A 25,059-nucleotide genomic window follows, 5' to 3' on the forward strand; every position below is an offset into this window, starting at 1 on the left:
CTGGCTGCGAGCAAGCCCGCACTGTCACGGAACCTGGAAGCGCCCATGATCACCAGCAAATTACCCAATGTAGGCACCACGATTTTCACCCGCATGTCGCAGCTGGCGATGGAAACCGGGGCGCTCAATCTGTCTCAGGGCTTCCCGGATTTCGATGGGCCGCAAGCGTTGCGTGACGCGGTGGGCCGACATATCGCAGCCGGGCATAACCAGTACTCGCCGATGACCGGGCTGCCGGCCTTACGTGAGCAGGTGGCGACGAAAATCCAACGCTGCTACGGCCGTGCGGTCAGTGCGGACAGCGAAATCACCATTACCCCCGGCGCGACTCAGGCGATCTTTTGCGCGATTCAGGCGCTGATTCGAGCCGGCGATGAGGTCATCGTTTTCGATCCCTGTTACGACAGTTATGAGCCTGCGGTGGAACTGGCTGGTGGTCGCTGTGTGCATGTCCCGCTGGGGCAGCCGGACTTCGCCATCGACTGGCAGCGTTTGAACGATGCCCTGAGCCCGAAAACCCGCCTGATTATCCTCAATAGTCCGCATAACCCCAGCGGCGCGTTGATCTCGCGGACCGAACTGGATCGCCTGGCCACCCTGATTCGTGATCGGGACATCTATCTGGTCAGCGACGAGGTCTACGAACACCTGGTGTTCGACGGCGCGCAGCATGCCAGTGTCGTGGCCCACGAGGAGCTGTATCAGCGTGCCTTCGTGGTCAGTTCGTTCGGCAAGACCTACCACGTCACCGGCTGGAAGACCGGTTATGTGGTCGCGCCTGCGGCCCTCAGTGCCGAGCTGCGCAAGGTGCATCAGTACGTCAGCTTCTGCGGCGTCACACCCTTGCAGTGGGCGCTGGCCGATTTCATGGCCGAGCACCCCGAACATGTCGAACAATTGCCAGCCTTCTACCAGGCCAAACGTGACCTGTTCTGCGACCTGCTGGGCGACTCGCGCTTCTGCTTCACCCGCGCCGCCGGCACCTTTTTTCAGTTGGCCGATTATTCGGCGATTCGCGATGACCTGGAGGACGTTGCCATGTCCGAATGGCTGACCCGCGAGCATGGCGTGGCGACCATCCCGGTCTCGGTGTTCTACCAGCAGGCGCCCAAGGACCTGCGTCTGGTGCGTTTCTGTTTTGCCAAGCGTGAAGAGACTTTGCGTCAGGCGGCGGAGAAGCTATGCGCGATTTAACCGGTTTGCCCGATCTCGAGCTGGCGCTGATTCAGAGCGAGCTGGCCTGGCATGATCCGGCGGCCAATCGTGCGCACTTTCAGGCCTTGTTCGAGCAGGCGCGTGGCGCCGACCTGGTGGTGCTGCCAGAGATGTTCAGCACCGGCTTCTCCATGGACTCTGCCGGCCTGGCCGAGCCGGAGGATGGTCCAACCAGTCAGTGGCTGCTGGCGCAGGCGGTGCAGTTGCAGGCGGTGATCAGCGGCAGCCTGATCATCCAGGCCGCCGACGGTAGCTACCGCAATCGTCTGCTGTGGGCACGTCCCGATGGTTCGCTGGCGCATTACGACAAGCGCCATCTGTTTCGCATGGCCGGCGAGCACAAGCATTTCAGCGCGGGCGAGGAGCAGGTGCTACTGGAACTCAAGGGCTGGCAGGTGCGTCCACTGATCTGCTATGACCTGCGCTTCCCCGTATGGAGCCGTGATTCGCATAACACCGATTTGCTGCTGTACACGGCCAACTGGCCTGCCGCGCGACGTCAGCACTGGAACCGGCTGTTGCCGGCGCGGGCCATCGAAAACCTCTGTTACGTTGCGGCGGTGAACCGTGTCGGCGCAGACGGTAATGGCCACCCCTATAGCGGTGACTCTCAGGTACTGGATTTTCAGGGCGACTCGCTGCTGAACGCCGAAGCGACTGCCGGAGTGTTCCGGGTCAGGCTGTCTGGCGCTGCTTTGGCGGCTTACCGGGAACGTTTTCCGGCTTATCTGGATGCGGACGACTTCCGGCTGAGCGTCTAACCCGGCTGCGCTCACCTCACCCTAGGGACAAACAAACGCCGGGCAGTGCCCGGCGTTGTTGTCTGTGGCTATGCCGCCGCTCAGGCGGCTTGCGCCTCGGCTTGCTTCAGCGAACGGTTGAGGGCGCTGAACAGGGCGCGGAAACTCGCGGTGGTGAGGTTCTCGTCGATGCCGACGCCATACAGCGAGCGACCGCCGTCGACGCGCAGCTCGATGTACGCCGCCGCCTTGGCATGGGTGCCAGCGCCGATGGCGTGCTCGGCGTAGTCCATGATTTCCACTTTCACCGGCAAGCCGGCGACCAGGGCTTCCAGTGGGCCCTTGCCGATACCGCGCCAGTGCTGAGTGTCACCTTCGCTGATGACTTCCACGTCCACCGCGCTGGTGCCGTTCTCCTCCTGCAGGCGATGGCCCTTCAGCGCATAAGGCGCAGTGGCTTGCAGGTATTCGCTGTCGAGCAAGCGGTGGATCTGCTCGGCGCTCATTTCCAGACCCAGGCGATCGGTTTCCTTCTGTACTACCTGACTGAACTCGATCTGCATGCGTCGCGGCAGGCAGATGCCGTATTCCTGTTCGAGCAGGTAGGTGATGCCGCCCTTGCCGGACTGGCTGTTGACGCGGATCACTGCCTCGTAGCTACGGCCGATATCGGCCGGGTCGATCGGCAGGTAGGGGACTTCCCAGATGCCGTTGGCGTCCTGCTGGCTGAAGCCCTTGCGAATCGCATCCTGGTGCGAGCCGGAGAACGCGGTGTGCACCAGGTCGCCGACATAGGGGTGACGCGGGTGCACCGGAATCTGGTTGCACTCCTCGACCACCTTGCGCACGTTGTCGATATCGGAGAAATCCAGGCCCGGGTGAATGCCCTGGGTATAGAGGTTGAGGGCCAGGTTGACCAGGTCGACGTTGCCGGTGCGTTCGCCGTTGCCGAACAGGCAGCCCTCGACACGATCGGCGCCGGCCATCAGGCCCAGCTCGCTGGCAGCTACGCCGGTGCCGCGGTCGTTGTGGGTGTGCAGGCTGATCAATACGCTGTCGCGGCGGCTGATATGCCGGCCGAACCACTCGATCTGGTCTGCATAGACGTTCGGCGTGGCCACTTCCACGGTTGCCGGCAGGTTGAGGATGGCCTTGTTGGCCGGCGTCGGTTGCCATACGTCGAGCACCGCATCGCAGACCTCAACGGCAAACTCCAGTTCGGTGGAGGTGAAGATCTCCGGCGAGTATTGAAAGGTCCATTCGGTGCTGGGTTGCTGTGCAGCCAGGTCCTTGATGATGCGCGCGGCATTCACTGCGATGCCGATTACCCCGGCTTTGTCCTGGTTGAAGACGATGCGCCGGAACGACGGTGCCGTAGCGTTATAGACGTGGACGATGGCGCGCTTGGCCCCCTTGAGTGACTCGAAGGTGCGGGTGATCAGGTCTTCACGGGCCTGGGTCAGCACCTGGATGGTGGTGTCATCAGGGATGTGGCCGTCTTCGATCAGGCTGCGCACGAAGTCGAAATCGGTTTGCGAGGCGGAGGGGAAGCCTACTTCGATCTGCTTGATGCCGACCTGCACCAGGGTCTTGAAGAAGCGCATCTTCTTCTGCGCATCCATTGGTTCGATCAGCGATTGATTGCCGTCGCGCAGGTCAGAGCTGCACCAGATCGGCACCTCGGTGATGGTCTTCGCGGGCCAGGTGCGATCCGGCAAGTCAATGGCCGGGAATGCGCGGTATTTGCTGGACGGATCTTTAAGCATGCTCATCTGAATGTCCTTTTAGCGACGGTCGCAGTCGGCGGGCCGTGCTGAATCTAGAAAGGGGGCGAGGCGCTGGCGTGAGGGATTAGCTACGCAGTCGCTGGCTGACCAGGCAGAGGTTGGCGTGTTGGCGCAGCAGGATAAGGGTGTGATTAGCGTTCATGGCGTCAACCCTATCCATGGCGATCAAAGCTGGCAAGCACTCATGTAAATTTGGTGATATCGATCGCGTGGATGGTTTTTACGCAATTTTATTGCGTGGATGTCGGGCGCAATGCGTAGCGATTGTGCGGCGCATTTCCCTGCTCGCCCGAGTCGGGCGGTCAGGGTTGGCGAGCGCCGTCAGGGTAGGGTTGGCAGCGCCTGGCTGCGTCCCAGTTCGCGCATGTCCGCCGCGCTGGGATGCTGAAACACCCGCATGTTGAACTCGGGGAGGATCGCCAGCAGGTGGTCGAATATGTCCGACTGAATGCGCTCGTAACGTCCCCGGGACGTGGTGTTGGTGAAGCAGTACAGCTCCAGTGGCAAGCCATCTGCGCTAGGGCTGAGCTGGCGTACCAACTGGGTCATCTCCTGATGAATGGCGGGGTGCTGGCGCAGATGGTGCTCCACGTAGGCGCGCAAGGTGCCGATATTGGTGATGCGCCGCGTGTTGGCGGGTTCCTGGTTGTCATCGGCCAGTTCGCTGTTCCAGCTGAGTAACTCGTTTTGCTTGCTCTTCAGGTACTGCTTGAGCAGCTTGAACCCATGCAGGCGGGCGATAGTTTCCTGGTCGAGAAAGCCGATGCAGTTGACCCAGGGCGGATCTGTAAGTGCAGGTGTCTCAGGGCACGAACGCGCCGATAAAGATTGCCGGGTCGATGCGTGCGTCGTTCAGGCTGACATTCCAGTGCAGGTGCGGCCCGGTCGCCCGACCGGTGGCACCGACCTTGCCGAGGACGCCGCCACGCGGCAGTTCGTCGCCGAGCTTCACGTCGATTTCCGAGAGGTGGCAGAACATGCTGATCAAGCCCTGGCCGTGGTCGACGAATACCGTCTTGCCGTTGAAGAAGTAATCGCCGAGCAGAATCACCTTGCCGGCCGCCGGGGCCTTGATCGGGGTGCCGCGGCTCGCCGCGAAGTCCAGGCCGGAATGCGGGTTGCGTTCCTCGCCATTGAAGAAGCGGCGCAGACCAAAGGGGCTGGACAGCGGGCCGTTGACCGGCTTGTCGAGCAGCAGATTGCTCGGCTGACGCGGGCTGAATTGCCGGTAGGCCCGGGTCTGTTCGGCCAGCTCGCGGTCGATGCGCTTGAGGTTGGCGGGGTTCGGGTTGACCTGTTGCTGATTCTTGATCGTGATGCGTTGCTCTTGGTAGTGCTTGTTGCTGACCTCGAAGCTCAGCGTTTGCTTGCCCCGGTTTTTTTGTACCGCAATCTGCTGGGTGCCGGGTTTTGTGCTGAGCGGCAGGCCGACGATGGCAATCCAGCGTTGGCCATCCTCGTGGATCACCAGCACCGGCTTGTCTTGGTAGCGGGCGCGTGGCGCGCCGGCAGCCGGGCCGAGGTCGATCACCGCGACGCCGCCGGGTACCGGCTGGTTCAGCAGGCGGCTGATAAAGCCTTGGGCATGGGCCGGTAGAGCGAGGCAGCAAGCGAGTATCAGGAGCAGCAGGCGCATCAGGTTTCCTCTGGGCGGGTGGGCGAGGCAGGTTCAGCCACCGGCGAATGGTCAATCCAGCAGCGACAGTGTCACGGGTTCCAGGTGGTTGTCCTCGACCCGTACATCCAGTTCGCCCTCGGCCAGGCGGGCCTTGAGACGCTGGCCGGGATGGGCGTCGGCGGCGCTGCGAATCGCACGACTGCGCTCGTCGAGGAGGATGCTGTAGCCGCGGCCTAGGGTTGCCAATGGGCTGACCGCATTCAGCGTCTGCACCTGGCTTTGCAGCTGCAGTCGGCGCTCCTTCAAGCCTTCGCGAATGGCGCGTGGCAGGCGCTCGGCGAGGCTGTCGAGGCGCTGGCGCAAGAGCTTCAGGTTGCGTCCGGGATGCTGGCCGGCGAGGCGGGTTTCCAGGCGGGCCAGGCGCTCGCGGCGGTTGTTCAACTGGCGCTCGAGGGCGCGCTGCATGCGCATCTCCAGATCATCTAGTTGTTGCGCCTGTTGGCGCAGGCGTTCGCCGGGGTGGCGCAGGCGGCGAGTCAGGCCGTCCAGGCGCATGCGCTCACGCTCCAGGCGGCTTTGCATGCGCAGGTGCAGGCGGCGCCGCAGGTTGTGCAGGCGTTGCACCAGTTCGCTGCTGTCCGGTGCCAGCAGCTCGGCGGCGGCAGAGGGCGTCGGTGCGCGGACGTCGGCGACGAAATCGCTGATCGAGACGTCGGTTTCGTGGCCCACGGCGCTGACGATGGGCGTGCTACAGGCGGCAATCGCGCGCGCCACGGCCTCTTCGTTGAAGCACCAGAGGTCTTCCAGGGAGCCGCCACCACGGGCCAGTATCAGCGCATCGAAACCTTTGCGGTCGGCCAAGTGCAGGGCGCGGACAATCTGCCCGCTGGCTTCGCGGCCCTGGACGGCAGTGGGAATCAGGGTCAGTTCGACCTGCGGTGCGCGGCGGCGGAACACGCTGATGATGTCGCGAATGACCGCGCCGGTCGGTGAGCTGACGATGCCGATGCGCTTGGGATGAGTGGGCAGGGCACGCTTGTTTTCGACGGCGAACAATCCTTCGCCACTGAGCTTCTCCTTCAGGGCCTCGAAGGCCAGGCGCAGGGCGCCGTCGCCGGCCGGTTCGACCGTGTCGAGAATCAGTTGGTAGTCGCCACGGCCTTCGAACAGTGAGACCTTGCCGCGCACCTTGACCGCCAAGCCGTCGCGCAACGCTTGGCGGACGCGGGCCGCGTTCTGGCGGAACAGCGCGCAGCGCACTTGCGCCTGACTATCCTTGAGGGTGAAATAGATGTGCCCGGAGGCCGGCTTGGCCAGGTTGGAGATTTCCCCCTCGACCCAGATGCCGGAAAACACATCCTCCAGCAGCAGGCGGGCACGGTTGTTGAGCTGGCTGACGCTGAGCACCTCGCGGTCGAGGTTCAGGCGTTGGAAAGGGTCTTTGATCATGGCCGGCATGATAAAGGCTTTGCCAGGCCCGCCATAGGCCGTTGACCTTGACCCTGAGTGCCAGAGCATTAACAGGCCGTTGAAAAATGTAGCGAGCGATGGCTAGGCAAGGCGAAGTCAGCCGAAAAAGCGCAGTTTACGAGTGGTAAATGAGCATTTTGAGGCTGACTTCAACGCCGCATAGCCGAGCGCAGTAGTTTTCAGCGGCCTGTTAAGCTGCGCGCCTTTTAATACCGACCTCGAGCTTTTCATGAGCGAGCAACAAGCCATCATCGTCCCGCAAATCTCCAGTTTTCCCGGGCATGAAGCCAGGTCGCGGGCCATCGTGCGGTGGCTGGTGCAGCAGAATATCGTCGAGCAGCAGCTGAGCACCTGCGGGCGCAGCTTCAACAAGATGGCCTATGGCATTGCCCCGGGAGCCCGTCGGGTCGTGAGTCATCCGCAGTTGCTGCCGTTCGGTCAGCCCGTGCATGGCCTGGAAATCGTCTACAAACGCTGCATCTTTACCCCGCAGCAGGGGTTTCTGGCGGAGGCGGGTTGTCCCCAGTGTCGCCAAGAAATCGGCGAGGCGTTGTTCGACAGCCTGGAGGAGTGGATGCCCGGCCATACGGATAACTTCATCTGCCCGGAATGCGGGCATGAAGACGACATCAATGGCTTTCTATTCCTGCAGCCCTGCGGCTTTTCCAACCTGGGGTTTATTTTCAATAACTGGGGCGCGGCGCGCTTCAGGCAGAGCTTTCTGGATGAGTTTGCCGAGCGCTTGGGCTATGCAGTTTCGCTGGTCGAGGTCGCGGACTAGGGGGGGGGCGAAGAGGAAGGACTCATCCCTGAGCCGGAGCTGTCGGCGTTTCGTCACGCTGGCGTCTGATCAGAAATCGACGCTGGCCGACAGGCGCAGTTCCCGTGGTTCGCCCACGGCGATACGCAGGCTGCCGCCGCTGGACGGGTAGTACTCTTTGTTGAACAGGTTGTTGGCGTTGAGTTGCAGCTTGGTCTTCTCACCCAGCAGTTGGGTGGTCTCCCAGGACACGAAGGCATCCGCTAGGGTGTAGCTGTCCAGCCAGGCCGCATTGCTATTGTCGACCGCACGTTTGCCCACATGACGGGCGCCGGCACCGGCACGCCAGGCGCCATATTGTGTCGGTAGCGCAAGGTCGTGGGTCAGGTAGAGGCTGCCCATATGTTTGGCGGCGTTGACCAGCGAGTTGCCCTGGTTGTCCGGGTCGTCGAGGATTTCCGTATCGGTGTAGGCGTAGGTGGCGATCATATTCCAGCGTTCGGCAATACGGCCGTTGAGATCGATCTCGACACCGCGTGAACCGACCTTGCCGGCGGCCTGGTCTTCACCGTTGAGCGTCACCACCACGTTCTCTTTCTCGATAGCGAAGAAGGCAATGTTGCTGCTCAGGTTGGGCGTGAGGTCGATTTTTGCGCCGATTTCGCGGCTGACACCTTCTTCCGGCTTAAACGCGGCGGCATTGGCCAGGCTGTCCGACTGGTTGGGCTTGAAGGATTCACTGTAGTTGGCGTACAGGGAGACCTGGTCGTTGAGGGCATAGACCAGGCCGGCAAAGAGCAGGAATTTCTCGCCGTTGTCGTCCAGCACCCGACTGTAGTCGCTGCCACGACCTTGATCGAGGAATTGCTCGTAGTGCTGATAGCGTCCGCCGAGTACCAGAATCCACTGCTCGTTCAGGTGCCAATTGTCTTTTGCATAGAGCGAGGTGGAGTGGACTTCGTCGTTGCGGTCGCTCTGGGTGGTGCTCAGTTGCTTGGGTTCGGCAAGGCTGCCATAGACCGGGTTGTAGATATTCAGGCTGTCGTTGTTGAGGGTGCCGCGATAGGTCTCGCCGCGGAAGTTGTCGACTCGTTCGTTATCGACGCCTAGCAGCAGGTCATGTTCTTGCCCGAATAGATCGCTGTTGCCGATCCAGTCCCAGGCCAAGTACCGCACGTCATTATCGTATGCGGCACCGTTGGCGCGGCGGCGCAGGTTTCCGTTGTTGCTCAGGTTGGGCTGACCGGCCGTGGGGATGGCCTCGGCAAAGTCGAACTTTTCCTGATTCCAGCTATAGCTCAGGCGGGTTGTCCACTGCGGGTTGAGTCGGTATTCCAGGCGGGCGTTGAAGATTTGGTCGATCCCTGCGCTTTTCGCCCAGGTCTCGCCGAACTGGCGGTTGTATTGGCTATCGGCAATGCGGTTGTTGAGCAGCACCGTGCCTCGATCCACCGGGGTGGAAAATTCCTTGTACTGATAAGCCAGGTCGATGCGCAGGTCATCGCCGCTCCAGCTCAGGGAGGGGGCGAGCAGGCTGTGCGCGTCGCTGCCGTAGTTACGCCAGTAATCTTCATGTTGGCGCTCGGTGATCAGTCGGTAGGCAAAACCACTGTCGCCAAGCGGGCCTGTGGTGTCGATCGACAGGTTGCCGCCGCCGACGCTGGCGTACTCGCCAGCTATTCGAGTGTGGGCCAGGTAGTGCGGCTTTTTGCTGATTACATTGATCAGCCCGCCCGGCTCCAGTGCGCCATATAGCAGCGAGGCCGGGCCTTTGAGCACTTCCACGCGCTCGCTGGTGGCGTCGAAGTTACGCGACAGGTTGGTGCGTACGCCATCCCGCAGGATCGAGCCGTCGGTGTTAGTACCAAAGCCGCGTTTGACGAAGCCATCCTGAGTGCCGGCCAGGGTATTGCTCTGGGTCATGCCGCTGACGAATTTCATCGCATCGTCCAGCGACTTGACCTGGTAGTCCTCGATCGTTTGTGGCGTTACCACCTGTACTGACTGTGCCTCTTCCTTGAGTGGGATGTCCGATTTGCTGGCCGTACTGCCGGTCTGAGCCCGGTAGCCTTCCTCGGCTGCGCGGGGTGCGATCACTTCCTGGCTGGGCAACTGCAACTCTGTGCGGGCTTGCTCTGCCAGGGCCTGGCCTGTCGGTAGCAGTGCGAAGGCGATCAGGGTGGACTTGCCACGGAGTGAGGCGTGGGTCGAGCGGGAAGAGGGCATTGGTTTCCATAATGCTAATGTTATTGAGAATTATTATCTTATAGGTTTTGTTCCTTTCATGGATAGCGCAGCGAGATGTCTGTGCAGCTAAAGTATTCTTTGCATTGAGTGGGATGGCTCCGCTGGGTATAATGGCGCGCTTCCAATTTCCCGTCCGGGAGCCCCCGCCATGCTGCGTATCAGTCAAGAAGCTCTTACCTTCGACGACGTTCTACTTATTCCTGGTTATTCCGAAGTTCTGCCGAAGGATGTCAGCCTCAAGACTCGCCTGACCCGTGGCATCGAGCTGAATATTCCGCTGCTGTCAGCCGCCATGGACACCGTCACTGAAGCCCGCCTGGCGATTGCCATGGCGCAGGAAGGTGGCATTGGCATCGTCCACAAAAACATGACTGTCGAGCAGCAAGCTGCCGAAGTGCGCAAGGTCAAGCGTTACGAGTCTGGCGTGGTCAAGGACCCGATCACCATCGACGCCGATGCCACTGTCGGTGATCTGTTCGACCTGACCCGGCAGAACAATATTTCCGGCGTGCCAGTGCTGTCCGATGGCGACCTGGTCGGCATAGTCACCTCGCGCGACGTGCGTTTCGAAAACCGCCTGGATGCCCGAGTGCGTGAAGTGATGACGCCGAAAGAGCGCCTGGTCACGGTCAAGGAAGGCGAAGACACCCAGGTGGTGCGCAAGCTGCTGCACAAGCACCGCATCGAGCGCGTGCTGATCGTCGATGATCAGTTCCGTCTCAAGGGCATGATGACCGTCAACGATATCGAGAAAGCCAAGGCTTACCCGCTGGCCAGCAAGGACGACCAGGGTCGCCTGCGCGTCGGTGCCGCCGTCGGTACCGGCGCCGATACCGCCGACCGGGTCGCCGCGCTGGTGGCTGCTGGCGTCGATGTGATCATCGTCGATACCGCCCATGGCCACTCCAAGGGCGTGATCGATCGCGTGCGGTGGGTCAAGCAAACCTTCCCCGAGGTCCAGGTCATCGGCGGCAACATCGCCACCGGCGATGCGGCCAAGGCGTTGGTAGAAGCGGGTGCCGACGGGGTCAAGGTCGGTATCGGCCCAGGCTCGATCTGCACCACGCGGATCGTCGCAGGCGTCGGTGTGCCGCAAATTTCCGCGGTGGCCAACGTCGCGGCAGCATTGGAAGGCACCGGTGTGCCACTGATCGCCGACGGTGGTATTCGCTTCTCCGGCGATCTGTCCAAGGCCATAGTTGCCGGTGCTTCCTGCGTGATGATCGGCTCGATGCTGGCCGGTACCGAAGAGGCGCCGGGCGAAGTCGAATTGTTCCAGGGCCGCTCCTACAAGGCCTATCGCGGCATGGGTTCGCTGGGCGCCATGTCCCAGGCTCAGGGCTCCTCGGATCGTTACTTCCAGGACTCTTCCGCCGGTGCCGAGAAGCTGGTGCCGGAAGGCATCGAAGGTCGCGTGCCCTATAAGGGCGCGATGTCGGGCATCGTCCATCAGCTGACCGGTGGCCTGCGTGCCTCCATGGGCTACACCGGCAGTGCCACCATCGAAGAGATGCGCACCAAGCCGGAGTTCGTCCGTATCACCGGTGCCGGCATGGCCGAATCGCACGTGCACGATGTGCAGATCACCAAAGAGGCGCCGAACTACCGCGTCGGCTAAAAATGGATGTGCCGCTGCTGCGCTTGCACCGGCGGTGTTGGAGAGAAGCTCGAGATGCTCATTTGCTACAGCAAACTCCGCTTTCTCGCCTCACTCCGCCTGGCCGGTCCTGCGCTCGCGACACGGCAAATCCATTTTTAAAGAGTTGAGAAAACATGGGGCTGTTGCTGTTGAGAAAAACGGGGCAGCCCCTTGTCATTTGTGAATTCCGCTGAGAGAAACGGCCATGGCCCCTGATATTCACGCCCATCGCATCCTGATCCTTGATTTCGGTTCCCAGTACACCCAGTTGATCGCCCGTCGCGTGCGCGAGATCGGCGTGTACTGCGAACTGCACCCGTTCGACATGAGTGACGAGGACATCCGCGCCTTCGCGCCGCGCGGCATCATCCTCGCCGGTGGTCCCGAGTCGGTGCACCAGGCCGACAGCCCGCGTGCGCCGCATGCGGTGTTCGACCTCGGGGTGCCGGTGCTGGGTATTTGCTACGGCATGCAGACCATGGCCGAACAGCTGGGCGGCAAGGTGCAGGGCTCGGATGTGCGCGAGTTCGGTTACGCCCGCGTCGATGTCGTCGGCAAGGGTCGCCTGTTGCAAGGCATCGAAGACCATGTCGACGATGACGGCGTGTTCGGTCTGGACGTGTGGATGAGCCATGGCGACAAGGTCACCGCGCTGCCGGAGGGTTTCCATATCCTCGCCAGCACCCCGAGCTGCCCGATCGCCGCGATGTCGGACGACCGCCGTGGCTATTACGGCGTGCAGTTCCACCCGGAAGTGACCCACACCAAGCAGGGCGGGCGCATTCTCTCGCGCTTCGTCCTGGAGATCAGTGGCTGCGAGGCCCTGTGGACCCCATCGCATATCGTCGATGACGCCATCGCCCAGGTGCGCGCCCAGGTCGGCAGCTCCAACGTGTTGCTCGGTCTGTCCGGCGGCGTCGATTCCTCGGTGGTTGCCGCGCTGCTGCACAAGGCCATCGGCGATCAGCTGACCTGCGTGTTCGTCGACAACGGCCTGCTGCGTCTGCATGAGGGTGAACAGGTGATGGCCATGTTCGCCGAGAACATGGGGGTCAAGGTGATCCGCGCCAACGCCGCAGAACAGTTTCTCGGTAATCTGGCCGGTGAGGCTGACCCGGAGAAGAAGCGCAAGATCATCGGTCGCACCTTTATCGATGTGTTCGATGCCGAAGCGTCCAAGCTGCACGACATCAGGTTCCTGGCTCAGGGCACCATCTACCCGGACGTGATCGAGTCGGCGGGCGCCAAGACTGGCAAGGCTCACGTGATCAAGAGCCACCACAACGTCGGCGGCCTGCCAGAGGAGATGAACCTCAAGCTGGTCGAGCCCCTGCGCGAGCTGTTCAAGGACGAAGTGCGCCGGATCGGCCTGGAGCTGGGCCTGCCTTATGACATGGTCTACCGTCACCCGTTCCCGGGACCGGGCCTGGGGGTGCGCATCCTCGGCGAAGTGAAGAAGGAGTACGCGGACCTGCTACGCCGCGCCGACCATATCTTCATCGAAGAGCTGCGCAATTTCGACTGGTACCACAAGACCAGCCAGGCCTTCGTGGTGTTCCAGCCGGTCAAGTCGGTTGGCGTGGTCGGTGATGGCCGTCGTTACGCCTGGGTCGTGGCCCTGCGCGCGGTGGAAACCATCGACTTCATGACCGCGCGTTGGGCGCACCTGCCTTACGAGCTGCTGGAAAAGGTCAGCAATCGGATCATCAACGAGATCGAAGGTATCTCGCGCGTCACCTACGACGTGTCGAGCAAGCCGCCAGCTACCATCGAGTGGGAATGATGCGTTAGCAGGACGGCTTCCTGGTCGTCGGCCATGCAGCGTTGCGTCCTCGCTTTTAATGCTCACGTACTGCAGTACGCTGCGCTTAAAAGCTCCGGGGCGCCTTGCCTGGCCTTAGCCCAGTAACCCTTTCTTGCGTTGCCTGTTCGATTTTAAAGCTTCTAAAAAGCCGATCCGTCAGAGACCGGCTATTACATGCCTACCTTGATTTCCCCGATGGGCTCAGCGTTTTGTTCTAGAAAGTCCCCCTATCTAGAGGTGTCTGTACCCATGTCATTTACACGTCGAAAACTTCTCGGTGGCCTGCTTGGTTTGACCGCCGTAGGGCTGGGTGCCGGCGGCGTACGTTACTGGCTGGGTCGCCCGCAGAATGCGGCGACCCACGACTATGAACTGATCGCCGCGCCGCTCGACCTCGAGCTGGTGCCCGGTCATATGACCCCGGCGTGGGGCTATGGTGGGCTGGCGCCGGGTGCGGAGATTCGGGGTCGACAGGGCGATCTGTTGCGCGTGCGCTTCATCAACAAGCTCGAGCAGCCCACCACCATTCACTGGCACGGCATCCGTCTGCCGCTGGAAATGGACGGCGTACCCTATGTCTCGCAGCTGCCGGTGCTGCCGGGCGAGTACTTCGACTATCAGTTCGTCACGCCCGATGCCGGCAGCTTCTGGTATCACCCGCACACCACCAGCTCCGAGCAGCTCGGCCGCGGCCTGGTCGGCCCGCTGGTGATCGAGGAGCGTGAGCCGAGCGGCTTTAGCCATGAGCGTACGCTGAGCCTGAAGAGTTGGCACGTGGATGAGCAGGGCGCGTTCACCGCGTTCAGCCTGCCGCGAGAGGCCGCGCGTGAGGGTACGCGCGGCAGGCTTGCCACCATCAATGGCGTGCATGTGCCGAACTTGTCACTGCCGGCCGGCCAGGTGGTACGACTGCGCTTGATCAATGTCGACAGCACAGTCACCTACCGACTTAATCTGCCGGGTGCCGAGGCGCGCATCTATGCCCTGGATGGCAACCCGGTTGCGCCGCGGCCATTGGGCAAGGAGTACTGGCTGGGGCCGGGTATGCGCCTGGATCTGGCACTCAAGGTGCCGGCTGCGGGCACCGAGTTATCCCTGCGCAACGGCCCGCTGCGCCTGGCGACGCTGGTCAGCGAAGTCAGTAGTGAGCCGCTTGGTGACTGGCCAGCCGCACTGCCGGCCAACCCGATAGCCGAGCCGGACCTGGCTAAAGCCGAGACCCTGCGCTTCAACTTCGAGTGGACCGCGGCGCTCTCGGAGAACGTCGAAAACGCGGGTTATCGTTACTGGCAGATCAACGGCCAGGCCTGGAATATCAACGACAAGACCTGCGCGGATCGGCCGATTGCGACCCTCAAGCAGGGCGGTCACTATATCTTCGTGTTGCGTAACATGGCCCAGTACCTGCACCCCATCCATCTGCATGGCATGACCTTCAAGGTGCTGGATTCGGATCGGCGCAAAATCACCCCGTATTACACCGATACCTACCTGCTGGGCAAAAATGAGACCGCGCGGATCGCCCTGGTGGCCGACAATCCGGGGGTGTGGATGTTTCACTGCCATGTCATCGATCATATGGAAACCGGCCTGATGGCCGCGATTCAGGTCAGCCCATGAGGAAAGCTACTGCGCAAGCCGATAGCCGCGTTGGGCGGTACTCGCTTCTCGCCTATCTAGCTGATATGTCTCGTCGCTGCGTTCCGTCCGCCTTGCTCTCGGCTCGCTCGCGACGCTTGCTTCTGGGGCTCGAGTAATGCGTCAACCGAAGATTATCGACAGAAGTCAGGATCAGCGCTTCATGCGTGAGGCGCTGGCCTTGGCTGCCGAGGGCGCTGTATTGGGTGAGGTGCCGGTGGGGGCGGTGCTGGTGAGCGATGGCGAGATCGTCGGGCGCGGCTTCAACTGTCCGATCTCCAGCCATGATCCCAGTGCCCACGCCGAGATGGTGGCGATTCGTGCCGCGGCGCAGGGCCTGGCCAATTACCGCCTGCCCGGTAGCACCCTGTATGTGACGCTGGAGCCATGCAGCATGTGTGCGGGTTTGATCGTGCACGCGCGAATTCAGCGGGTGGTGTATGGCGCCACCGAACCCAAGGCGGGCGTGGTGCTCAGTCGCGGCGAGTTTTTCAGTCAGAGCTTTCTCAATCACCGGGTATTGATCGAGGGGGGGGTGCTGGCCGAGGAGTGCGGCGCGGTGTTGAGCGAGTTCTTCAAGGCTCGGCGCGGCCGTTAGGGGCGCGGAAGGGCGGAGCGTTACAGCGGCGGCGTGTCTTCCAGTAGCTGGGTTTTATTGATCCCGGGCAGGTGGGTACCGCTCGCCGCCACTTGGCTGCCCTCCAGCTGCGGCTGAGTGACCCAGGTGAGGATGTCGTAATAGCGGCGGATGTTGCGCACGAAGTGCACCGGTTCGCCGCCACGGGCGTAACCATAGCGCGTCTTGCTGTACCACTGTTTCTCCGCCAGGCGTGGCAGGATCTTCTGCACGTCGAGCCACTTGTTCGGGTTCAGTCCCTCGGCCTCGGTGAGCTTGCGCGCATCTTCCAGATGGCCACCGCCGACGTTGTAGGCGGCCAGGGCAAACCAGGTGCGATCCGGCTCCTCGATGCTGTCGGGCAGCCGCTCCTTCACCCGCACGATGTATTTGGCGCCACCTTCGATGCTCTGCTTGGGGTCGAGGCGGTTGGACACGCCCATGGCCTGGGCGGTGCGCAGGGTCAGCATCATCAGGCCGCGCACCCCGGTTTTCGAGGTGGCGGTCGGCTGCCAGAGCGATTCCTGATAGCCCATGGCAGCCAGTAGACGCCAGTCCAGGGTGTTGCTCTGCGCCGCCTGGCGGAAGTGCTTTTCATAGCGCGGCAGGCGTTGTTGCAGGTGTTTGGCGAAGGTGTAGGCGCCGACGTAGCCCAGTACATCGACGTGGCCGTAATAGCGTTGCTTCAAGCGTTTCAGGCTGCCGTTCGCCTCGGCGCGGAGCAGAAAGGCGTTGATCTCGTCGAGCAGGCTGTTGTCCTCGCCAGGTGCGACGGCCCAGCCCAGCCCAAGTGAATCGCCCAGGTCGAAGGCGGTGCGCACGTTGGGGAAATACACCTGATTCATTGCCAGCTCGTTGGAGTCGACCAGGGTCAGGTCGATCTGTCCTTCGTCGACCATGCGCAGCAGATCGACCACTTCCACCGCGGCGGACTCTTCGTAGTTCAGTTCGGGCAGTTCAACTTTCAGGGCCGCCAGTTGCTCGGCGTGGCTGCTGCCCTTGAGGACCAGGATGCGTTTGCCGATCAGGTCCTGTGGGCGGGTGGGGCGGCGCTCGCCATTGCGGTAAATGATTTGCGGGGTGACTTCTAAATAAGGACGGGAGAAGCGCGCCTGCGCTCGTCGCCCAACGCTGTCTACCAGGCCGGCGGCGGCTAGCGCGGGTCCGTCGGCCTTGTTCAGGCTGGCAAATAGTTCGTCGAGGTTGTCGGCGGTCTCGATTTTTAGTTCCAGACCCAGGTCGTTGGCAAAGCGTTTTACCAGCTCGTACTCGAAGCCGGTTTCGCCATTGCGGTCCTGAAAATAGGTGGCCGGGCTGTTGCGGGTGATCACGCGCAGCACACCCTCCGCCTGAATGCGTTCGAGTGTGCTGGGCTCTTCAGCACAGCCACCGAACAGCAGGAGGATTCCGATTGCTGACAGCCAGCACATGCAGCGTGCACGGAACGCAGATTGGGCAAACATTGGCGCAGTATACGCAAAGCCTTCGGCTCGCCATATATCGACAGCGTCAGGCATCTCTGTTAGTCGTTTTTGCAGCTGTGGATGCTCTGCCACGGGTGCCGTGGCGAGCGCTTTAGGCTAGAATGCACGGCCTCAAAGTACACCCCTTCCCAGAGGCTGTCCCCGATGTTGATCCTGCGCGGCGCTCCCGCCCTTTCTGCTTTTCGCCACGGTAAATTGCTTGAGCAACTGACCAGCAAAGTACCCGCTGTGACTGGGCTGTACGCCGAGTTCGCGCATTTTGCCGAGGTCAGCGGTGTGCTCGCCGCCGATGAAGAGCAGGTGCTGGCTCGTCTGCTGAAATACGGTCCGAGTGTGGCGGTGCAGGAGCCACAAGGGCGCCTGTTCCTCACGGTGCCGCGTTTCGGCACCATCTCGCCGTGGTCAAGCAAGGCCAGCGATATCGCCCACAACTGTGGGCTGGCCAAGATTCAGCGCATCGAGCGCGGCATCGCCTACTACGTCTCTGGCGAGCTCAGCGCTGCCCAGGCCGGGCAGGTTGCCGACGTGCTGCATGACCGCATGACGCAGTTGGTACTGAGTGCACTGGAAGATGCTGCGGCACTGTTCAGTCACGCTCAGCCCAAGCCGCTGACCGTGGTCGATGTGTTGGCTGGTGGTCGCGCCGCCCTGGAGCGGGCCAACGTCGAGTTGGGCCTGGCTCTGGCCGAGGACGAGATCGACTATCTGGTCAGCAGCTTCACCGAGCTGGGGCGCAACCCCCATGACATCGAATTGATGATGTTTGCGCAGGCCAACTCCGAGCATTGTCGGCACAAGATCTTCAATGCCAGCTGGGACATTGATGGTGAGAGCCAGGAAAAGTCGCTGTTCGGCATGATCAAGAACACCTATCAGATGCACAGCGAAGGCGTGTTGTCCGCATACAAGGACAACGCCGCGGTGATCGTCGGGCATACCGCCGGACGCTTCTACCCGAATGCCGAGACCCGTCAGTACGGTGCGACCCAGGAGCCGGTGCACATCCTGATGAAGGTGGAAACCCACAATCATCCGACCGCCATCGCGCCGTTTCCCGGCGCTGCCACCGGCTCCGGCGGCGAGATTCGCGATGAGGGCGCTACCGGCCGCGGTGCCAAGCCCAAGGCCGGCCTGACTGGCTTCACCGTCTCCAACCTGCAAATTCCCGGTTTCGAACAGCCCTGGGAAGTGCCGTACGGCAAGCCCGAGCGCATCGTTACCGCCCTGGACATCATGATCGAGGGGCCGCTGGGCGGCGCCGCGTTCAACAACGAATTCGGTCGGCCGGCGCTGACCGGCTACTTCCGCACCTTCGAACAGGCGATCCAGACGCCGCGCGGTGAAGAAGTACGCGGCTACCACAAGCCGATCATGCTGGCTGGTGGCATGGGCAACATCCGCGCCGAGCACGTGCAGAAGGCTGAGATCACCATCGGCTCCAAGCTGATCGTGCTCGGCGGCCCGGCCATGCTGATCGGCTTGGGCGGCGGCGCCGCTTCGTCGATGGCCACCGGCACCAGTTCGGCCGACCTGGATTTCGCCTCGGTGCAGCGCGAGAACCCGGAAATGGAGCGCCGTTGCCAGGAAGTGATCGACCGCTGCTGGCAGCTCGGCGAGCACAATCCGATCAGCTTCATTCATGATGTCGGTGCCGGCGGCTTGTCCAATGCCTTCCCCGAGCTGGTCAACGATGGCGGGCGTGGCGGACGTTTCGAATTGCGCAACGTGCCGAACGACGAACCGGGCATGGCGCCCCATGAAATCTGGAGCAACGAGTCCCAGGAACGTTACGTCATGGCGGTCGGTGCGGCCGACTTCGAGCGCTTCAAGGCGATCTGCGAGCGTGAACGCTGCCCGTTCGCGGTAGTCGGCGAGGCCACCGAGGAGGCGCACCTGACCGTTGCCGACAGCCATTTCGCTAATAACGCGGTGGACATGCCGCTCAACGTGCTGCTCGGCAAGGCGCCGCGCATGCACCGCAGCGCCGACCGTGAGGCCGAGCTGGGCGATGATTTCGATGCCCGCGGTCTGGACATGGACGAGGCGGTTACCCGCGTACTGCGCCACCCGGCCGTGGCCAGCAAGAACTTCCTGATCACCATCGGCGATCGCAGCATCACCGGCCTGGTCGCCCGCGACCAGATGGTCGGTCCGTGGCAGGTGCCAGTGGCCGATTGTGCGGTCACCTCTACCAGTTTCGATGTCTACACCGGCGAAGCCATGGCGATGGGCGAGCGTACCCCGTTGGCCCTGCTCGATGCTCCGGCATCCGGACGCATGGCCATCGGCGAAACCCTGACCAACATCGCGGCCTCGCGCATCGACGCTATCTCCGACATCAAACTGTCCGCCAACTGGATGGCCGCGGCCGGTCATCCAGGTGAAGACGCGCGCCTGTATGACACGGTCAAGGCCGTCGGCATGCAGTTGTGTCCCGAGCTGGGCATCACCATTCCGGTGGGCAAGGACTCGATGTCGATGCAGACCCGCTGGCAGGACGAGGGCGCGGAAAAGAGCGTCACCTCGCCGCTGTCGCTGATCGTTACCGGCTTTGCCCCAGTCAGCGATGTGCGCAAGACCCTGACTCCGCAACTGCGCATGGATAAGGGAGTAACCGACCTGATCCTGATCGACCTGGGCCGAGGGCAGAACCGCATGGGTGCCTCGATTCTCGCTCAGGTGCACGGCAAGCTCGGCCGGCAGGCGCCGGATGTCGATGATGCCGAAGACCTCAAGGCGTTTTTCGCGGTGATCCAGGGGCTGAATGCCGACGGTTACCTATTGGCCTACCACGACCGTTCCGACGGCGGCATGCTGGTCAGTGCGCTGGAAATGGCCTTCGCCGGGCACTGTGGTCTGAATCTGTACCTTGACTCGCTGGCCGACAACAGCGAGGAGCTGGCCGCCGTGTTGTTCAACGAAGAGCTGGGTGCGGTGATTCAGGTGCATCAGGATGCTACGCCCGAGGTGCTGGCGCAGTTCAGTGCCGCCGGCCTGGGTGACTGTGTGGCGGTGATCGGGCAACCGGTGAACAACGATGAGGTGGCAATCAGCTTCAACGGTCAGCCGGTATTCGCCGGCCAGCGCCGTCTGTTGCAGCGGCAGTGGGCGGAAACCAGCTACCAGATCCAGCGCCTGCGCGATAACGTCCAGTGTGCCGATCAGGAGTTCGACGCCCTGCTGGAGGAGGATAATCCTGGCTTGAATATCAAGCTTGGCTTCGACGTCAACGATGACATCGCAGCGCCGTACATCAAGAAAGGCCTGCGCCCGCAAATCGCCGTACTGCGCGAGCAGGGGGTCAACGGTCAGGTGGAAATGGCTGCGGCCTTCGATCGCGCCGGTTTCAACGCGGTCGACGTGCACATGAGCGATATCCTCGCCGGACGCGTCGATCTGGACAGCTTCAAAGGTTTGGTCGCCTGTGGCGGCTTCTCCTATGGCGACGTGCTCGGTGCTGGTGAGGGTTGGGCCAAGTCGATCCTGTTCAATAACCGTGCGCGGGATGCCTTCAGTGCCTTCTTCGAACGCAATGACAGCTTCAGTCTGGGCGTGTGCAACGGTTGCCAGATGCTCTCCAACCTGCACGAACTGATTCCTGGCAGCGAGTTCTGGCCGCATTTCGTGCGTAACCGCTCGGAGCAATTCGAGGCGCGCGTGGCCATGGTTCAGGTGCAGGAGTCGGCGTCGATCTTCCTGCAGGGCATGGCCGGGTCGCGTATGCCGATCGCCATCGCCCACGGCGAGGGGCATGCCGAGTTCGAGAGCGAGGAGGCTTTGCTTGAGGCCGACTTGTCTGGCTGTGTGGCCATGCGCTTCACCGATAACCACGGCAAGGTCACCGAGACTTACCCGGCGAACCCGAACGGTTCGCCGCGCGGGATTACCGGCCTGACCAGTCGCGATGGCCGGGTGACCATCATGATGCCGCACCCGGAGCGGGTGTTCCGCGCCGTGCAGAACTCCTGGCGGCCCGAGGAGTGGCAGGAAGATGCCGGCTGGCTGCGCATGTTCCGTAACGCTCGCGTTTGGGTGGATTGATCCTGGTGGCGCGCCCTCATGCCGGATGAGGGCGCGCCGATTCTCCCCGAGGTTCGCTGGGTCAAGCCCGGCGACTACTTGTCGTTGTGCCGCTGTGGGCGCTCGCCCACGCTTCCCGATTGCCCTGCCGAATGCCAATCATGTCTGTACCTGCAGCCAGTGCGTGAGCAGTGGTTGCTGCTCTGCCGCTGCGCGGGCTCGGTACGGCTGCCCTATTGCGATGGCAGTCATGCCGCTGCGGCGTGCTCTTTGAAAGCCAAGGGGTAGCGTTTCTGGTCGTGTCGTTGACGATTATTGGCGCGCGTGAGTGATGCACCGATTGAACGCTCAGACGACTGGCCAGTCGAAGTTTAGACCTGTGATGGATGTCGCTGTCTGTGATTGTGGCTAAGTGCCATTATTTGTTGGCGTCATTATTTTGCTGTTTTCAAACTGGCCTGCTTGCGGAGACCTCGATGTACAAGCTGTGTTTCTATGTTCCGGAAAGTCACCTAGAGGCGGTTAAAACGGCCGTGTTTGCCGTCGGTGCTGGCCGGGTCGGTGGCTATGACAGTTGCTGCTGGCAAGTCTTGGGGCAGGGCCAGTTTCGGCCGTTGCAGGGCAGTCAGCCGTTTCTCGGGCAGGTTGGCACGATCGAGCGGGTGGCGGAGTGGAAGGTTGAGCTGGTGGTCGCCGATGAGCTGATTCATGCGGCGGTCAAGGCGTTGAAGAGCACTCACCCCTATGAAACCCCGGCCTTCGATGTATGGCGTTTGTCCGACATCCAGTTCTAGCTGTCACGGCATATGGAAAGGCGCCGAGGGGCGCCTTTTTGCTGGGCGACGGGGTGGCGCTTGCTGGGGTGCACCCAGCCTACGGACGAATCTCGATCAGGGTGCCGTCCTTGACCAGCTTCCAGACTTCGCGCATGTCGCTGTTTTGCATGGCGATACAGCCCTCGGTCCAGTCCAGGGTGTGGAAGAACCACTCCGGGTACTCCTCATCCACTGGCGTGCCGTGAATCATGATCATGCCGCCCGGCGATACCCCGTTGTCGTGCGCTTTGGCCTGGTCGCGGGCGTTCGGGTAGGAGATGTGCAGGGACAACTGGTAATTTTCGCTGGTTTTGCGCCAGTCGATCCAGTAAAGGCCTTCGGGGGTGCGGCGATCGCCTTCGCGTTGTTTAGCGCCGGTTGGTTGTTTGCCGAGGGAAATGCGGTAGGACTTGAAGGGTTGGCCACGGCTGATCAGATGCAGCTTGCGTTCGGATTTGACCACCAGCACCTTGTCGACGTTTAGCGCCTCGGTTGTGGGCGTGGCATTGGCATAGGCCGCGAGCGCCATGGGCAAGCAGAGTAGGGCGAGTAACCAGCGCATCGGAGCGATATCCCAAGGATCAAACTGTTTTTCTGTAGTGCGCGCGCAATGCATCGAGCGGCTCGTTACGTACTGGGTAGACCTGCCGTTGCCGGTCGGTGAAATAGCATTCTAAAGTACGTCCAATAGTCGGGAAAGCCAGCTCTGACCAAGGGATGTCGCGCTCGTGAAACAGCTGGACCTCCAGGCTTTCCTCGCCTACGGCGAAATCCAGGTCGACCAGCTCGGCACGGAAGAACATATACACCTGATTGATGTGTGGCAGGTCGAACAGGGTGTACAGGGTCAGGTCGCGAACGCGTGCGCAGGCCTCCTCTTGGGTTTCCCGGGCGGCGGCTTGTTCCAGTGTTTCGCCGTTTTCCATAAAACCGGCTGGCAGGGTCCAGTAGCCTCTGCGCGGCTCGATCGCGCGCCGACACAATAGAACCTGTCCATTCCATACCGGCAGACAGCCGGCGACGATGCGTGGGTTCTGGTAATGAATGGTGTGACATTGCTCGCACACGAAGCGCAGACGATTATCGCCTTCGGGAATGCGCTGGGTGACTGGGCTGCCGCAATGGCTGCAGAACTTCATGCCGAATCCTCTTGGTGCACGGCATATCTTGGCGCGCGGCGGGGCTTAGCGGCAAGTGCAATGGGGGCTTGGATAGGTCGTCTGAATATTGCCCGTTGGCGGTGCAGGGCTTGGGCCTGTCGGCGCTTTCGTGCCATCATCCGGAACATAAAAAACACCGAGAGTACCCATGCTCGACGAGTTACTCCAACGCGTGCGTGGCTACAGCCCGCGTTTACTGGAGACCGACCACAGCTTCCCCGAGGCGGCGGTGCTGGTTCCGATCACCCGCAACGATGAGCCGGAAGTGGTGCTGACTTTGCGTGCCAGCGGCCTGTCTACCCATGGCGGTGAAGTGGCGTTCCCCGGTGGGCGTCGCGACCCGGAAGATGCCGATTTGATTCGCACTGCACTGCGTGAGGCGGAAGAGGAAATCGGCCTGCCCCCTGGGTTGGTCGAGGTGATCGGGCCCCTGAGCTCCCTGGTATCGCGCCACGGTATTCAGGTCACGCCTTATGTCGGGTTGGTGCCGGACTACGTCGAGTACCAGGCCAACGATAACGAGATCGCGGCGGTGTTCTCGGTACCGCTGGCATTTTTCCGCAGCGACCCCCGGGAAATGACCCATCGCATCGACTACCTCGGGCGCAGCTGGTACGTGCCGAGTTACCGCTATGGCGAATACAAGATCTGGGGGCTGACGGCCATCATGCTGGTAGAGCTGGTCAACCTGGTGTACGACGCCGGCATCGCTTTGCATCAGCCACCGGAACATTTCATCAACCTGAATTGACGCTTAGGATGGGGACGCAGCCATGAAGTATCGCCTGGGACAATCGCACGTCGAAGCCCACCCGCAGAGCTGGGTGGCTCCGAATGCCACGCTGGTCGGCAAGGTCAGGCTGGAGTCGGGTGCCAGTGTCTGGTTCAACGCCGTACTGCGCGGCGATAACGAGCTGATTCACATCGGCGAGCAGAGTAACGTGCAGGATGGCACGGTGATGCACACCGATATGGGCTTCCCGCTGTCCGTTGGCAAGGGCGTGACCATTGGTCATAACGCCATGCTGCACGGCTGTTCGGTGGGCGACTACAGTCTGATCGGGATCAATGCCGTGGTGCTCAATGGGGCCAAAATCGGCAAATATTGCATCATCGGCGCCAATACCCTGATCGCCGAAGGCAAGGAAATTCCCGATGGCTCACTGGTAGTGGGCTCACCGGGCAAGGTGGTGCGTGAGCTGACCGATGCGCAGAAGCAGATGCTCGAAGCCAGCGCCGCGCATTACCTGCATAACGCCCAGCGTTACGCGCGCGACCTGGTCGAGCAGGACGCTTGATGGACGTCGAACGCCCGCTCGCCTCGCCTTGTGTACAGGTCTGTGCGCTGGACGAGGATGATATCTGCATAGGCTGTCAGCGCAGTGTCGCTGAGATTACTCGCTGGAGCCGCATGGACAACGCCGAGCGCCGTCAGGTGCTGCTGTTGTGTCACGAACGTGCCAGGGTCAGTGGTGCGTTGCTGCAGCACTAGCCCCATTTATTTGGTTCATCGCGCTTTCCCGGGGAAGGCGGCCTTGATTTTCAGGAAGAAGTAGTCCGAGTCTCTGAAGCCATAGGCCATACGCTTGATCACCTTGATGCGGTTGTTCACCCCTTCCAGCAGGCTGGTATGCATGTGGAAGCGAGCGCTGGCGAGGATGCCTCGGGCGTAGCGCCTGAGGTTTCGAGCAAAGCGCTGTAGCGGTGCCAGATCGCTATCCCGCGCATGGCGTAACCAGGCCCTCCAGCGTTGCCAGCCTTCACGCACGCTGGGGGCATACCAGATCTCTTTCAGGGCGTCTTTGAGCACGTAAACGGTGGCCAGTGGCTGATTGGCGACCAGTAGCTCCTGCAATTGCACCGCCTGCTCATCTTTGAGGTTGTCCCGGTTGCGCAGGAGCAGCCAACGACTCTGCTTGACCACTTTGCGGGTGGGCTTGTCATGGCTCAACGCGTTGGCCTGATCGACCCGGATGCGGTCAATCACGTCGCGGCCATAACGCGCCACGACATGGAACAGGTCGTATACCACTTCGGCCTGTGGGC

At 61.8% G+C, this 25,059-nt stretch carries 21 protein-coding genes and 1 pseudogene; 13 read left to right on the forward strand and 9 right to left on the reverse strand.

From position 1 onward, the window contains the following. Positions 1–45 precede the first annotated feature (45 nt). On the forward strand, positions 46–1,194 hold the full coding sequence (locus tag FBY03_RS10120) for a pyridoxal phosphate-dependent aminotransferase (RefSeq protein WP_147172065.1): 1,149 nt from the start codon (positions 46–48) through the stop codon (positions 1,192–1,194). Then, positions 1,182–1,976, forward strand: coding sequence for an amidohydrolase (locus tag FBY03_RS10125; protein WP_147172066.1), 795 nt, complete (start codon positions 1,182–1,184; stop codon positions 1,974–1,976). Before FBY03_RS10120 ends, FBY03_RS10125 begins: the two co-directional genes overlap by 13 nt. An 80-nt stretch (positions 1,977–2,056) precedes the next feature. On the opposite strand, the gene leuA is transcribed toward FBY03_RS10125, so the two are convergent. The 4 genes and pseudogenes from leuA to xseA form a co-directional block, all read right to left on the reverse strand. Next, positions 2,057–3,727 (reverse strand): 2-isopropylmalate synthase, encoded by a 1,671-nt coding sequence (leuA, locus tag FBY03_RS10130; protein ID WP_147172067.1) that lies wholly within the window; start codon positions 3,725–3,727, stop codon positions 2,057–2,059. Between the two features lie 336 nt (positions 3,728–4,063). Beyond that, a pseudogene (locus FBY03_RS10135) lies at positions 4,064–4,507 on the reverse strand (mechanosensitive ion channel family protein); the annotation flags it as partial. 37 nt (positions 4,508–4,544) lie between these two features. Continuing rightward, complete coding sequence (locus FBY03_RS10140; protein WP_147172069.1) at positions 4,545–5,378, reverse strand: peptidoglycan DD-metalloendopeptidase family protein; 834 nt, start codon at positions 5,376–5,378, stop codon at positions 4,545–4,547. 51 nt (positions 5,379–5,429) lie between these two features. Next, the gene (xseA, locus tag FBY03_RS10145; protein ID WP_147172070.1) at positions 5,430–6,809 is read right to left on the reverse strand and encodes an exodeoxyribonuclease VII large subunit; all 1,380 of its coding nucleotides are present in this window, start codon (positions 6,807–6,809) and stop codon (positions 5,430–5,432) included. 250 nt (positions 6,810–7,059) lie between these two features. Between xseA and FBY03_RS10150 the strand changes: the two genes are divergently transcribed. After that, positions 7,060–7,611, forward strand: coding sequence for a sugar ABC transporter ATPase (locus FBY03_RS10150; protein WP_147172071.1), 552 nt, complete (start codon positions 7,060–7,062; stop codon positions 7,609–7,611). Positions 7,612–7,680: 69 nt separating this feature from the next. Here the strand turns inward: FBY03_RS10150 and FBY03_RS10155 are convergent, their stop codons facing one another. Next, on the reverse strand, positions 7,681–9,816 hold the full coding sequence (locus FBY03_RS10155) for a TonB-dependent siderophore receptor (protein WP_147172072.1): 2,136 nt from the start codon (positions 9,814–9,816) through the stop codon (positions 7,681–7,683). 169 nt (positions 9,817–9,985) lie between these two features. Here FBY03_RS10155 and guaB point away from each other — a divergent pair, with 169 nt between their 5' ends. The 4 genes from guaB to tadA all read left to right on the forward strand — a co-directional run bounded on the left by guaB (position 9,986) and on the right by tadA (position 15,516). Then, complete coding sequence (guaB, locus tag FBY03_RS10160; RefSeq protein ID WP_147172074.1) at positions 9,986–11,455, forward strand: IMP dehydrogenase; 1,470 nt, start codon at positions 9,986–9,988, stop codon at positions 11,453–11,455. A 226-nt stretch (positions 11,456–11,681) separates the two neighbouring features. Beyond that, entirely contained in the window at positions 11,682–13,259 is a 1,578-nt protein-coding gene (gene guaA, locus FBY03_RS10165; protein WP_147172076.1) for a glutamine-hydrolyzing GMP synthase, read from the forward strand. A 270-nt stretch (positions 13,260–13,529) separates the two neighbouring features. Next, a complete protein-coding gene (locus FBY03_RS10170) occupies positions 13,530–14,900 on the forward strand; it encodes a multicopper oxidase family protein (protein WP_147172078.1) in 1,371 nt (456 codons plus the stop codon). Positions 14,901–15,036: 136 nt separating this feature from the next. Beyond that, the gene (gene tadA, locus FBY03_RS10175) at positions 15,037–15,516 is read left to right on the forward strand and encodes a tRNA adenosine(34) deaminase TadA (protein ID WP_147172080.1); all 480 of its coding nucleotides are present in this window, start codon (positions 15,037–15,039) and stop codon (positions 15,514–15,516) included. A gap of 20 nt (positions 15,517–15,536) precedes the next feature. Here the strand turns inward: tadA and mltF are convergent, their stop codons facing one another. Then, positions 15,537–16,997 carry a membrane-bound lytic murein transglycosylase MltF gene (mltF, locus tag FBY03_RS10180; protein WP_147172082.1) on the reverse strand — a complete coding sequence of 487 codons (1,461 nt, stop codon included), beginning with the start codon at positions 16,995–16,997 and terminating at the stop codon, positions 15,537–15,539. 165 nt (positions 16,998–17,162) lie between these two features. On the opposite strand from mltF, the gene purL reads away from it, so the two are divergent. The 3 genes from purL to FBY03_RS10195 all read left to right on the forward strand — a co-directional run bounded on the left by purL (position 17,163) and on the right by FBY03_RS10195 (position 21,832). Then, positions 17,163–21,059: a phosphoribosylformylglycinamidine synthase gene (gene purL / locus FBY03_RS10185; protein ID WP_147172084.1), complete on the forward strand. Its 3,897-nt coding sequence runs from the start codon at positions 17,163–17,165 to the stop codon at positions 21,057–21,059. An 18-nt stretch (positions 21,060–21,077) separates the two neighbouring features. After that, positions 21,078–21,326 carry a CDGSH iron-sulfur domain-containing protein gene (locus FBY03_RS10190; protein ID WP_147172087.1) on the forward strand — a complete coding sequence of 83 codons (249 nt, stop codon included), beginning with the start codon at positions 21,078–21,080 and terminating at the stop codon, positions 21,324–21,326. A gap of 188 nt (positions 21,327–21,514) precedes the next feature. After that, a complete protein-coding gene (locus tag FBY03_RS10195) occupies positions 21,515–21,832 on the forward strand; it encodes a YqfO family protein (RefSeq protein ID WP_147172089.1) in 318 nt (105 codons plus the stop codon). Between the two features lie 79 nt (positions 21,833–21,911). Here FBY03_RS10195 and FBY03_RS10200 read toward each other — a convergent pair whose 3' ends face one another. Beyond that, positions 21,912–22,415 (reverse strand): murein L,D-transpeptidase family protein, encoded by a 504-nt coding sequence (locus tag FBY03_RS10200; protein ID WP_147172091.1) that lies wholly within the window; start codon positions 22,413–22,415, stop codon positions 21,912–21,914. Positions 22,416–22,434: 19 nt separating this feature from the next. Continuing rightward, complete coding sequence (locus tag FBY03_RS10205) at positions 22,435–22,992, reverse strand: NUDIX hydrolase (RefSeq protein ID WP_147172093.1); 558 nt, start codon at positions 22,990–22,992, stop codon at positions 22,435–22,437. A 169-nt stretch (positions 22,993–23,161) separates the two neighbouring features. Here FBY03_RS10205 and FBY03_RS10210 point away from each other — a divergent pair, with 169 nt between their 5' ends. From FBY03_RS10210 to FBY03_RS10220, 3 genes are read left to right on the forward strand one after another with little or no spacing between them, the layout of a single operon-like run. Continuing rightward, the gene (locus tag FBY03_RS10210; protein WP_147172094.1) at positions 23,162–23,764 is read left to right on the forward strand and encodes a CoA pyrophosphatase; all 603 of its coding nucleotides are present in this window, start codon (positions 23,162–23,164) and stop codon (positions 23,762–23,764) included. Between the two features lie 22 nt (positions 23,765–23,786). Continuing rightward, complete coding sequence (locus tag FBY03_RS10215) at positions 23,787–24,311, forward strand: gamma carbonic anhydrase family protein (RefSeq protein WP_147172096.1); 525 nt, start codon at positions 23,787–23,789, stop codon at positions 24,309–24,311. Then, positions 24,308–24,505, forward strand: coding sequence for a DUF1289 domain-containing protein (locus FBY03_RS10220; RefSeq protein WP_147172098.1), 198 nt, complete (start codon positions 24,308–24,310; stop codon positions 24,503–24,505). Before FBY03_RS10215 ends, FBY03_RS10220 begins: the two co-directional genes overlap by 4 nt. 15 nt (positions 24,506–24,520) lie before the next feature. Here FBY03_RS10220 and FBY03_RS10225 read toward each other — a convergent pair. Next, positions 24,521–25,059: transposase (locus FBY03_RS10225; RefSeq protein ID WP_147172100.1), on the reverse strand; the 539-nt coding region annotated here is incomplete at its 5' end.

This window comes from Pseudomonas sp. SJZ079 (genome assembly GCF_007993865.1).
Lineage (GTDB): Bacteria > Pseudomonadota > Gammaproteobacteria > Pseudomonadales > Pseudomonadaceae > Aquipseudomonas.